This window comes from Clostridium sp. (genome assembly GCF_051650885.1).
Classification (GTDB): domain Bacteria; phylum Bacillota; class Clostridia; order Clostridiales; family Clostridiaceae; genus Clostridium.
The window spans coordinates 1-12,001 of record NZ_JBOFRG010000181.1; the positions used below are offsets into that span (position 1 = coordinate 1).

General features: G+C 31.0%; 12 protein-coding genes and 7 tRNA genes. All 19 read left to right on the top strand.

Features of this window, described 5'->3' with window-relative positions:
- Positions 1–179 precede the first annotated feature (179 nt).
- Positions 180–455, top strand: coding sequence for an HU family DNA-binding protein (locus ACRC28_RS08765; protein ID WP_438543075.1), 276 nt, complete (start codon positions 180–182; stop codon positions 453–455).
- Between the two features lie 70 nt (positions 456–525).
- A complete protein-coding gene (locus ACRC28_RS08770; protein ID WP_438543076.1) occupies positions 526–768 on the top strand; it encodes an RNA-binding S4 domain-containing protein in 243 nt (80 codons plus the stop codon).
- Positions 769–886: 118 nt separating this feature from the next.
- Positions 887–1,183 carry a sporulation protein YabP gene (yabP, locus tag ACRC28_RS08775; protein WP_438543077.1) on the top strand — a complete coding sequence of 99 codons (297 nt, stop codon included), beginning with the start codon at positions 887–889 and terminating at the stop codon, positions 1,181–1,183.
- A 3-nt stretch (positions 1,184–1,186) separates the two neighbouring features.
- Positions 1,187–1,576, top strand: a complete 390-nt coding sequence (gene yabQ / locus ACRC28_RS08780; RefSeq protein ID WP_438543078.1) for a spore cortex biosynthesis protein YabQ — start codon at positions 1,187–1,189, stop codon at positions 1,574–1,576.
- An 81-nt stretch (positions 1,577–1,657) separates the two neighbouring features.
- Positions 1,658–1,924 carry an FtsB family cell division protein gene (locus ACRC28_RS08785; protein WP_438543079.1) on the top strand — a complete coding sequence of 89 codons (267 nt, stop codon included), beginning with the start codon at positions 1,658–1,660 and terminating at the stop codon, positions 1,922–1,924.
- Between the two features lie 152 nt (positions 1,925–2,076).
- Complete coding sequence (locus tag ACRC28_RS08790; RefSeq protein ID WP_438543080.1) at positions 2,077–2,484, top strand: S1 domain-containing RNA-binding protein; 408 nt, start codon at positions 2,077–2,079, stop codon at positions 2,482–2,484.
- Between the two features lie 181 nt (positions 2,485–2,665).
- Positions 2,666–2,754 (top strand) — tRNA-Leu (locus tag ACRC28_RS08795).
- Between the two features lie 30 nt (positions 2,755–2,784).
- Positions 2,785–2,860, top strand: a tRNA-Met gene (locus ACRC28_RS08800).
- Between the two features lie 5 nt (positions 2,861–2,865).
- Positions 2,866–2,942: transfer RNA gene (locus ACRC28_RS08805), tRNA-Met, on the top strand.
- Positions 2,943–2,959: 17 nt separating this feature from the next.
- Positions 2,960–3,048: transfer RNA gene (locus ACRC28_RS08810), tRNA-Leu, on the top strand.
- 30 nt (positions 3,049–3,078) lie between these two features.
- Positions 3,079–3,154: transfer RNA gene (locus tag ACRC28_RS08815), tRNA-Met, on the top strand.
- A gap of 5 nt (positions 3,155–3,159) precedes the next feature.
- Positions 3,160–3,236: transfer RNA gene (locus ACRC28_RS08820), tRNA-Met, on the top strand.
- 7 nt (positions 3,237–3,243) lie between these two features.
- A tRNA-Leu gene (locus ACRC28_RS08825) sits at positions 3,244–3,332 on the top strand.
- A 317-nt stretch (positions 3,333–3,649) separates the two neighbouring features.
- Entirely contained in the window at positions 3,650–6,034 is a 2,385-nt protein-coding gene (gene spoIIE, locus ACRC28_RS08830; protein ID WP_438543081.1) for a stage II sporulation protein E, read from the top strand.
- A 134-nt stretch (positions 6,035–6,168) separates the two neighbouring features.
- The gene (gene tilS / locus ACRC28_RS08835; protein ID WP_438543082.1) at positions 6,169–7,557 is read left to right on the top strand and encodes a tRNA lysidine(34) synthetase TilS; all 1,389 of its coding nucleotides are present in this window, start codon (positions 6,169–6,171) and stop codon (positions 7,555–7,557) included.
- Between the two features lie 6 nt (positions 7,558–7,563).
- Complete coding sequence (gene hpt / locus ACRC28_RS08840; RefSeq protein WP_438543085.1) at positions 7,564–8,106, top strand: hypoxanthine phosphoribosyltransferase; 543 nt, start codon at positions 7,564–7,566, stop codon at positions 8,104–8,106.
- Between the two features lie 24 nt (positions 8,107–8,130).
- A complete protein-coding gene (ftsH, locus tag ACRC28_RS08845; protein ID WP_438543083.1) occupies positions 8,131–9,939 on the top strand; it encodes an ATP-dependent zinc metalloprotease FtsH in 1,809 nt (602 codons plus the stop codon).
- 180 nt (positions 9,940–10,119) lie between these two features.
- Positions 10,120–11,790 (top strand): formate--tetrahydrofolate ligase, encoded by a 1,671-nt coding sequence (locus tag ACRC28_RS08850; protein WP_438543084.1) that lies wholly within the window; start codon positions 10,120–10,122, stop codon positions 11,788–11,790.
- A gap of 125 nt (positions 11,791–11,915) precedes the next feature.
- The coding region (locus ACRC28_RS08855; RefSeq protein ID WP_438543086.1) for a type III pantothenate kinase at positions 11,916–12,001 on the top strand (86 nt) is incomplete at its 3' end.

A 12,001-nucleotide genomic window follows, 5' to 3' on the forward strand; every position in this document is an offset into this window, starting at 1 on the left:
AACTATACTGAAAAATTAAAGTGTATTATATATTTTTTGTAAAACTATTGAATAATTTATTCAATCGGTGTAGACTAGATGAAAAAGTAATAATATAATAAGAGAAGTAAGTATAGTACATATTTAAGAATTAACAAGTACTATAAATAAACAACTTGTTATTTAAGGAGGATGTAATTGTGAATAAAGCAGAATTAATCACTAGTATGGCTGATAAGTCTAAATTAACTAAAAAGGATGCAGAATTAGCATTAAAAGCATTCATTGAAAGCGTTGAGGAAGCGTTAGAAAATGGAGAAAGAGTTCAATTAGTTGGATTCGGAACTTTCGAAACTAGAGAAAGAGCAGCTAGAGAAGGAAGAAACCCAAGAACTAAAGAAACTATAAAAATTCCAGCATCAACTGTTCCAGTATTTAAAGCTGGTAAAGAATTCAAAGAAAAAGTTAATAAGTAATTATTTTATATATAATACTTAATTAAAAGCCCGAGGTAACTCGGGTTTTTTCTTATAAGGAGGAGTAAAAATGAGATTAGATAAATATTTAAAAGTATCAAGAATAATAAAGAGAAGGACTGTAGCTAAGGAAGCTTGTGAAAGTGAAAGAGTTATGATAAATGGGAAAATAGCCAAATCATCAACAGCAGTAAAAGAAGGGGATATAATAGAAATTGCATTTGCAAGTAGAAGCATCAAAGCTGAAATAGTTAATATAGCAGAGCATGTAAGAAAAGAAGATGCAAAAGAAATGTATAGAATAATAGAATAATAAAAAGAAAAAGTGTAAATAATTAAAATACAATAAATTTAAATATAGATAAAAAGAATAAGGTATAAAAAATTGTCATATATTCATAAAGAGAAATACTATATAGGGAGCAGATATTATGAATAAAGACAATAATTCTATTAAGTTACAAAGTATGATAGAAGTAGAAAACAGAAGAAAAATGTCGTTGACAGGAGTCAATGAAGTATTGAGCTTTAATGAGGAAAAGATAATCTTAAATACTGTATTAGGAAAGATGAATATTAAAGGGCAAGGATTGAAAGTAAATAAGCTAGATGTGAAAAATGGTGATGTTATTGTAGAAGGCTTTATAAGTAGCATAGTATATACGAATAATAAAAATAAAGCTACAAAAAGAAAGCTTATTAGCATTCTAAAGAGAAGGAAGGTGTAGTAGATGCCTTTAAGTACTGGGATGCAAATAAATATGGTTTTCTATAGTATAGTAGCTGGATTTATATTAGGAAGCTTGTTTGATGTTTATAGAATAATAAGAGGTAAAAATGTATTAAGAGTAATTGCAATAGTAGAAGATATATTATTTTGGATATTAAGTGGAATGATAGTTTTTACATTTTTATTGTATAATAATTTTGCTTTTTTAGGACCATATGTATATGTTTTTATATTTTCAGGGTTAATTTGCTATTTAAAGCTATTAAGCAGGTTTATTTATAAAGCAGAAGTAGTATTTGTAGATGGAACATGGAGAATAATTAGAATAGGATATAAAAATATATCATATCCTATAAGGCTAATGTACTCAAAAACAAAAGGAAAGAAATAAATATGTAAAAAAAAGGCTTGAATAAACTTATACTAATGTTTAAAATGTAAATATGAGAATAATAAAATAGGGGTACTATGGATGAGAAGAAGGGTAAAATTCAAAAATCTAGTTTTTTTTGCTTTAGGTGGGTTCTTTATTTTTAGTTTTATTGATCAAGAAATCAAAATGAAAAAAATTGAAAACGAAATATCAATAAAGAAGGATGAATTACAAGACTTAAAGAGACAAAACAAAGTACTTGAAGAAAAAATGAAAATAGTGAATACAGATGAATATATTGAGACCTTGGCTAGAGAAAGACTTGACATGGTTAAACCAGGTGAAGAGATAGTAAAAGATAAATAAGGTTATTTATCGAGAGGCAGGTAGCTAATTAGCTTAATAGAAGCTAGATAGTTATTAGTCATCATATGAAAAGGTGCCTCAAGTTCAAACAGTTAGGTTATTATTAATAATAACATATATATTTATTCAAATTAAGGAGGAATCTTTTAAAGATGAGCTTAGCGGCAGGAAACATATTAGAAGGTAAAGTGGTTAATATCACAAATTTTGGAGCTTTTGTAGAAATCGAAGGTGGAAAAACTGGTTTAGTCCATATTTCAGAAGTGGCAGACTCTTTTGTAAAGGACATAAACGAGCATTTAAAAGAGGGAGATAAAGTTAAAGTTAAAGTTATCTCAATTGAAGATAGTGGAAAAATAAGTCTTTCAATAAAACAGGGAACACCAAAGCAGAAGAAAAGTGTGAAACCAGTAGACGTTGAATGGAAACAAGAAAAAAAGAAACCATCAGTAAACTTTGAAGATCAAATGTCAAAGTTTCTAAAAGATAGCGAAGAGAGAATGGTTGATGTAAAAAAACATCAAGAATTCAGAAGTAAAAATAGTAAGAAAAACTATTAATTCGTTAATTTTAAAAAATAAGTTTATATAAATTTATGTGATTAAACCCTCTTAAACCTAGTGTTTGAGAGGGTTTTAGTTATTAAAAATAAAAAAAGAATTTTTTTTTAGAAAAAGTGTTGACATAAGAAGGGGGGTAATATATAATAAATCTTGTCGTCAGGGACAAAACAAATTTCAAGCCGAAGTGGCGGAACTGGCAGACGCACAGGACTTAAAATCCTGCGGTGGTTAAACACCGTACCGGTTCGATTCCGGTCTTCGGCACCAAATTTATTTTTACTTGATACAACTTAATATCGCGGGGTGGAGCAGTTGGTAGCTCGTCGGGCTCATAACCCGAAGGTCGTAGGTTCAAGTCCTGCCCCCGCAACCATTTAAGGCGGAATAGCTCAGCTGGCTAGAGCATTCGGTTCATACCCGAAGGGTCGTAGGTTCAAGTCCTATTTCCGCTACCATTTAAACTTGTTGTCTTGCCGAAGTGGCGGAACTGGCAGACGCACAGGACTTAAAATCCTGCGGTGGTTAAACACCGTACCGGTTCGATTCCGGTCTTCGGCACCAAGTTTTATTTTAAACATGACAATTTAATAGCGCGGGATGGAGCAGTTGGTAGCTCGTCGGGCTCATAACCCGAAGGTCGTAGGTTCAAGTCCTGCTCCCGCAACCATTTAAGGCGGAATAGCTCAGCTGGCTAGAGCATTCGGTTCATACCCGAAGGGTCGTAGGTTCAAGTCCTATTTCCGCTACCACTGTCATGCCGAAGTGGCGGAACTGGCAGACGCACAGGACTTAAAATCCTGCGGTGGTTAAACACCGTACCGGTTCGATTCCGGTCTTCGGCACCAATAGATCTAAGATTTATCTTAGATCTATTTTTTTGCGTTTAAATAAAAGTTTATGCAAATGAAATAGAATTATGAAAAAAATTTTTTATAAAAAGTGATTTTATTTTACAAAAATAGTAGTTTTTCAAAAGATTAAATTACTTATTTTAGTGTAGTAGAGAAAGTTTAATAAAAGAGAAAAAAGAAAAATGTGCAAAAAAAGAGAAAAATTAAAAATAATGTAAAGCGATTTAATTGAAATAAAACATATAACGACAAGAAAATAAAAGTATAGTTGATATAATTAATTTACAAAATATGTAAATTAAGGAGAAGCCATGCAGTACGGATTAAATCATAAAATAATGCAAAAGGAAAAAAAACAAAGGGTAAAAGTTAAAAATGTAAATTTGACTGTCGTAATGGGGATAATAATAACGACATTTCTTTTGAGCAGAGTAGTTATTTATATAAATAAAGAAGAATTTATAGGATTAGCACCTTTTGGGATAGCATTTTTAGCAGCTATGTTAAAAACTAAGGATGAAAATAAAATAATTTTTTCGAGTATTGGAGGGATTTTAGGCTATCTTACCGTAAATGAAAAGGTAGGTAACGCGTCGATATACATAATAACGATTTTAGGGGTTTTTATGTTGTCATATATATTGAGTAAGAAAGAGATATTTATAGGGACGAAAAGTGTATTAGGGATTTATTTTACTACTCAATTTGTGATTTCTATATTAATAAATAAACAAGATATAAAGACTACGTGTATATTAGGTGTCATATATACAGCAGTAATAGTACCGATTTATTTTATTATTAAATATGGATTAGAGTGCTTTGAAAATTACAATACAAATTATTGCTTTACAACAGAAGAGCTTATTAGTATAGGTATTATAGGTTGTCTAATGGTTACTGGAATTGGAGATTTCACAATTTTTAGTGTTGAAGTTAGAGAAGTGGTTGCCATAATATTTATAATGTTAATAGCTTATGTTGGGGGACTTGCAAATGGTGCAGCAACAGGGATAGCTATGGGGCTTATACTTGGAATAGCAAGTGGGAATATGATTGAAGGAATTGGAATTTATGGTGTAGTGGGTTTAGTTTCTGGGCTATTTAAGGAAATAGGACGAATGTTTTCTTTTTTAGCAGCAGGAGTTATTTATTCAATTTTAGCATTGTATACAACTGGAACGATAACTAATGAGATAATAGAGGTTCTTTTAGGGGGAGTAATATTTTTGATAATACCGAGTAAGGTTATCAAGAATATTGATAAAGAGATAAATACTGATGTGAAAATGGAGAATTTAAATTCAGAACATGCTAATCAATTGAAGGAAGAATTTTCAAATAGAGTGGACGGGCTTACGGATGTTTTGAGTAATGTATCAGTAGCTATTGAGAATTTATCTACAAATGAAGCTTTATTGTATAAAGATAAAAGTACAGCTATGGTTAATAATTTAGCAGATAGAATTTGTTCAAAGTGTGATAAAGCAAATAGGTGTTGGGGTTCACAGTTCAATATGACATATAATTGCTTTGAAAAGATTATAAAGGGTAGGGAGGATAATTTTAAGCTTTTTCCAGCAGAGCTTGAAAAGAAGTGTATGAGGAAATATGAGATATTAAAAGAAGTTGATCAATTAGTTTTAAGTATGAATGCAGAGGCTATAAATAGAGAGAAAATAGAAGAGGGAAGAAAGCTTATAGCAAATCATATGAATATTATGGTAGATAATATAGGGAAAATGCTATTTGATTTTAAGAAAGATATTGTGGTTTATGGAAACTTAGAAAAAGAGATACGAAAAGAGTTAAATAAAAATTCAATACAATATAAGGATGTATTAGCTTTTGTAGATAGAGAAGGGAAAACTAAAATAAAGATAAATATGACTAATTGTTCAGGATGTAGGTATTGTACTAAAAATGTATTGCCAATAGTAAGTAGTATTATGAATAAGCCTATGACTATAGGGAAAAATGGATGTTCGATAAGAACTGATAATAAAGAGTGTACAGCTACTATAACTGAAATGCCTAAATATAATGTTCAATCTTATGTAGGGATGAGTATTAAAGAGGGCGAAGAGTATACAGGTGATACTTATAATTTTGGAACAGTGGCTAATGGGAAGTATTTATCATTTATAAGTGATGGAATGGGATCTGGTCCTGAAGCATCTAAAGAAAGTAAAATGACTGTAGATTTAGTTGAGAAATTTATGGTTAATGGTTTTGATGTAAATACTGCACTTAATGCAGTGAATTCAATAATGACTATGAAGTTTGATGAAGATGAGAAATTTTCAACTTTAGATATGAGCAGTATAGATTTATATACGGGTGTGGCAGAGTTTATAAAGGTAGGAGCAACGGCGAGTTTTATAAAAAGAGGAAGTGAAGTAATAAAAATATCATCTAATATGCCACCATTTGGTTTAGTAGATGAAATAGAGGTAGAGAAAATAGAGAAGAAGGTTAGAGGAGGAGATATAGTAATAATTTTAAGTGATGGTGTTTTAGATGTGGATAAGAATAGGGTTGGAGATACAGAGTGGATAGAAAGATTTTTATGTAATGCAGGAAATGATCCAAAGGAATTGGCTATTGAATTGATTGAAGAATCTAAAAGGTTAAATAATGGAGCTATTCATGATGATATGACTGTAATTGTATCTAAAGTTCAAAGAATACATTAAACTCAGAGGATATTTCGTTTTAGAAAGAAATAAGCGAAGTATCCTTTTAAAGTTTGAGGAATTAAAAAAATATGCATGGAAAGACTTAATAAGGTATTATATAAATATCAATTATTATTAGGAAGTGGATAAAAATGAGAGAAAAGTTTATAAAGCATATAGAAGAAAATGAATTACTTAAAGATGGGGATAAGGTTTTAGTGGCATTATCGGGCGGCCCAGATTCAATATGTATGCTACATCTTTTATATAGTGTAAAAGAAAAATATAATTTAGAGATAGGAGCAGCTCATTTAAATCATATGCTAAGAGGCGTAGAAGCAGATAAAGATGAGCTTTATGCGAAGGAATTTTGTGAAAGCTTAGGTGTTGAATTTTTTAGTAAAAAAATAGATATAGAAAATTACTCTAAAGAAAGAGGAGTTTCAACAGAAACTGGTGGAAGAGATGCAAGATATGAGCTTTTTGATAGTGTGAGAAAAGAGCATGGATACACAAAGATAGCAACAGCACATAATGCAAATGACCAAGCTGAAACAATCTTAATGAGAATGATGAGAGGAACAGGGCTTGAAGGGCTTTGTGGAATTCCAGTAAAACGAGATGGGATATTTATAAGACCGATTCTTTGTATGGAGCGTAACGAAATAGAGGAATATTGTGAAGAGTTTGATTTAAAACCAAGAATAGATAAAACAAATTTAGAAACCATATATACAAGAAATAAGATAAGGTTAAAGATACTTCCTTATATGAAAGAAAATTTTAATAATGATGTTGTGACGGCTATAAATAGAATGACTCATATTTTATATGAAGATAATAAATTTATAACAGATTATGCAAAAGGTAAATTTAAAGAGTATTGCATTAAAGATAATGGAAATATAAAAATAAAAAAAGAATTATTTAATGAAAGTAGAACTATATTAGCAAGAGTTATAAGAAAAGTATTAGTTAAAGTTTCTAAAAGTACATATGACTTTGAGATGAAGCATATAGAAGAAGTAATAAAATTAAATTCTCTAGGGACAAATAAAAGAGTGGATTTACCAAATGGAATTTATGCAGAAAATATTTATGGTGAAATTTATATAAAAAAAAGAGTAGAAAAAAAAGAATGTACGGTTAGTGAGATAACTATTGGAAAAGAGGATGTTGAGGGAGTACAAAACTTTGGAGAATATGAATTTAAGTTTGAAGTAATAAGGAAAGAAAAAAATTTAAAAATTACCAATAATGACTTAATTAAATATTTTGATTATGATAAAATTAACAAGTGCATTATTATACGTAATAGAAAAAACGGTGATAAAATTGTTCCTTTTGGAATGAAGGGAACTAAGAAGCTAAAAGATATCTTTATAGATATGAAAATACAAAAAGAAAAAAGAGATGAGTTACCAATAATAGAATTTGATGATAATATAGCATGGGTAGTAGGAGTAAAATTATCAGAAATATATAGGGTAACAAAGGATACTGAAAATATACTGAAAATAATTTACAAAAGGAAGGGATAGAAGATGATGATAGACCATATGAAAGAAATATTATTTACTGAAGAGGATTTAAAAAATAAATGTAAGGAACTTGGAGAAAAGATAAGCAAAGAGTATGAGGGGAAAAATCTAATAGTAGTTGGAGTTCTTAAAGGGTCAGTATTATTTACTTCAGATTTAATCAAAAATATTACAATACCTTGTGAAATAGATTTTATGGCAGTATCAAGCTATGGTAATTCGACAGAATCATCTGGTGTAGTTAGAATATTAAAGGATTTAGACCATGGAATAGAAGGTAAAGATGTATTAATCGTAGAAGATATAGTTGATACGGGAAATACACTTTCATATTTAAAAAAATATTTAAGTACAAGAGGGGCTAATAGTGTAAAAATAATAACACTTTTAGATAAACCAGAAAGACGTACAGCGGAAATTGATGTGGATTATATAGGGTTTGAAGTGCCTAATGCATTTATTGTAGGATATGGAATAGATTATGCAGAAAAGTATAGAAATTTACCTTTTATAGGAATTCTTAAAGAAGAAATATACTCAAAAAAATAGTTTGAAAAGAGAGGGGATGCTTGAATGAAGAAATATTCAAGTGCAGCAGTATGGGCTATACTGATAGTTGTTATTGTAGGAGCTGCTGTATTAGTATGGGAAACAGGAAATAAGCCTCAGCTAGTCCCATATAGTTCATTCCAGCAAATGTGGAATGGGGATAATGTAAAAAGCCTTTACGTTCATGATGATGGAATGACTATTGATGGTGTTAAAAATGATGATAAGAAATTTATAACATATGCACCACAACAAATGCTTTCTAATTTAATGGTAAGTTCACCAAAACCAAATATTAAGGTAGAGTTTGAACCACCATCAAATACAGGTGCATGGATCGCAATTATACCAAGTATAGTTACTGTAGTTTTAATTTTAATAGTGTTGTTTGTTATAACACAACAATCCCATAGCAATAGCGGTGGAGGAAATAAAGGTGTGATGAACTTTGGTAAAAGTAAAGCCAAAATTGCAACACCAGAATCAAAAACTGTTACTTTTAAAGATGTAGCAGGTGCTGATGAGGAGAAACAAGAGCTTGCAGAAATAGTAGACTTTTTAAAAGAACCTACTGTTTATACGGAAATGGGCGCAAGGATACCTAAGGGAGTGCTTTTAGTAGGACCTCCTGGGACAGGAAAAACTCTTCTTGCAAAGGCTATTGCAGGAGAAGCTGGTGTACCATTTTTCAGTATATCAGGTTCGGATTTTGTAGAGATGTTTGTAGGAGTAGGAGCATCAAGAGTGAGAGACCTTTTTGCTGAAGCTAAAAAGAATGCTCCGTGTATAGTATTTATTGATGAGATAGATGCTGTTGGTAGACAAAGAGGAGCAGGTCTTGGTGGGGGACATGATGAAAGAGAACAAACATTAAATCAACTTTTAGTTGAAATGGATGGTTTTGGTGAAAATGAAGGGATTATTATGATTGCGGCAACAAATAGACGTGATATACTAGATCCGGCACTTCTAAGACCAGGAAGATTTGATAGACAAATACTTGTAGGAGCACCTGATGTAAAAGGAAGAGAAGAAATTTTAAAGGTGCATACAAGAAATAAACCTCTAGCTCAAGAAATTGATTTGAAAGTATTAGCAAAAAGAACACCAGGATTCGCTGGTGCTGACTTAGAAAATTTAACTAATGAAGCAGCACTTTTAGCAGTTAGAGAAGGCAGAAAAGAAATTACAATGAGAAATATGGAAGAGGCTATAACAAAAGTAATGGCCGGGCCAGAAAAGAAAAGTAGAGTTGTTAGTGAAAAAGATAGAAGGCTTACAGCTTACCATGAGGCAGGTCATGCAGTTGTAATGAGAAACTTAGAGTTCTCAGATCCGGTTCATGAAATAAGTATAATTCCAAGAGGTATGGCAGGTGGATACACAATGCATTTACCAGATGAAGATAGATCATATACGTCTAAGTTAAGACTTAAGGATGATATGGTTGGACTTTTAGGTGGAAGAGTTGCTGAAAGCTTAATATTAGGTGATATAAGTACAGGAGCTAAAAATGATATTGATAGAACTAGTGCTATTGCAAGAGCTATGGTTATGGAATATGGAATGAGTGAAAAACTTGGAACTATATCATATGGTTCTGAACCAAATGAAGTATTCTTAGGTAGAGATCTTGGGAAAAATAGAAATTTCTCTGAAGAAGTTGGAGCAGAAATAGACAGAGAAGTTAAGGGCTTAATAGATGAAGCATATATTCGTGCAGAAGAAATATTAAAAACGAATATTGAAACATTGCATGCAGTTGCAAAAGTATTATTAGAAAAAGAAAAAATTGATGGTGATGAATTCGAAAGAATTTGTACTGAAATATAAAATAATACCCTTAAGCGTTAGCTTTGGGGTATTATTTTTTTACCATACACGAACTATTATTTACAAAAAGAGGTAAATATTCGAAAAATCTATTTAAAATACAAAAGTGAGATGTTATAATAAGTTAAAAGTGATGGAAAATGAATAAAAAGGTGAACGATGAAGGAGAGGGGTTTGAAAATGAAGAATGATATACAAATAGCTCAAGAAGCAAAAATGGAGCATATTTTAAAGATAGCAGAAAAATTAGGATTATCAGAAGATGATATTGAAATGTATGGTAAAAATAAATGTAAGCTTTCATTAGATATATTAGAAAAGAGTAAAGAAAAAGAAGATGGAAAATTAGTTTTAGTAACAGCAATAAATCCAACACCTGCAGGAGAAGGAAAATCAACAGTAACTGTAGGATTGGGGCAGGCTCTTTGTAAAATGGGGAAAAATGCAACGATTGCATTAAGAGAACCTTCATTAGGACCAGTTTTTGGTGTTAAAGGTGGAGCAGCAGGTGGAGGTTATGCACAGGTTGTACCAATGGAGGATATAAATTTACACTTCACAGGTGATATGCATGCAATTACTTCGGCAAATAATTTATTGTGTGCTGCAATAGATAATCATATACATCAAGGAAATGAATTAAGGATAGATTCAAGAAGAATAACATTCAAAAGAGTTATTGATATGAATGATAGGGCTCTTAGAGAAGTCGTTGTAGGAATGGGCGGTAAAATGAATGGCTTCTTAAGAGAAGATGGATTTATGATTACAGTTGCATCAGAGATAATGGCAATACTTTGCTTAGCAACAAGCTTAGAAGATTTAAAAGAGAGAATGGGAAACATAGTTATTGGATATAATTTAGAGGGAGAACCAGTATATGCAAAAGAGATTGGTGTAGTAGGTGCTATGGCAATGCTTATGAAGGATGCTATAATGCCAAATTTAGTTCAAACTTTAGAAAATACACCAGCTATAATACATGGAGGACCGTTTGCAAATATAGCTCATGGTTGCAACTCAATAATTGGAACAAAGATGGCATTAAAATTAAGTGACATAGTAGTAACAGAAGCAGGGTTTGGAGCTGATTTAGGTGCAGAAAAGTTCTTAAATATAAAATGTAGATATGGAAAGCTTAAGCCGGATTGTGTTGTTATAGTAGCAACTATAAGAGCGTTAAAGCATCATGGCGGGGTGCTTAAAGATAAGCTTAATATTGAAAATGTAGAAGCTTTAAAAGAAGGTATAGCAAACTTGGAAAAGCAAATTGAAAATGCAAAAAAATTCAATGTGCCAGTAGTAGTAGCTATAAATAAATTTGTTTCAGATACAGATAAAGAAGTAGAATTCATAAAGAAATTCTGTAAAGAAAATGGAGTTAAAGTTGCACTTTCTGATGTATGGGCTAAAGGTGGAGAAGGTGGATTAGAATTAGCAAAGGAAGTATTAGATATTTTAGAAAATGAAGAATCAAAATTTGAAGTTTTATATGATGAAAAAGATACGATTAAAGGAAAAATATTTAAAATAGCTAGTGAAATTTATGGAGCAACTGATGTTAATTATGATGCTGCGGCAATTAAACAAATAAATGAATTAGAGAAGTTCGGATTAGATAAATTACCAATATGTATGGCAAAAACACAATATTCCCTATCAGATAATCCAGCATTATTAGGAAAACCGTCGAATTTTAATATTATGGTTAAAGAAGTTAGAGTGTCAAATGGTGCAGGATTTATTGTGGTTTTAACAGGAAATGTAATGACTATGCCAGGATTACCAAAAGTTCCAGCAGCTAATAATATGGATATATTAGAGAATGGAGAGATTGTTGGACTATTTTAAATACTGTTAAAGCCTTGACAAATGGGCGGGAATTGTTAAAATTAATATTGTTAAAAACAAGTGATTTTATCCAAATAAAAGCAGCTGAAAAAAGCTGCTTTTAATTATATTAAGGTGGTGCTTTTATGATTTTGCTTGTGGATGTAGGGAATACTAATATCGTCTTAGGCGTACATGATAAAAATGAATATATAGCTGGATGGAGGATATC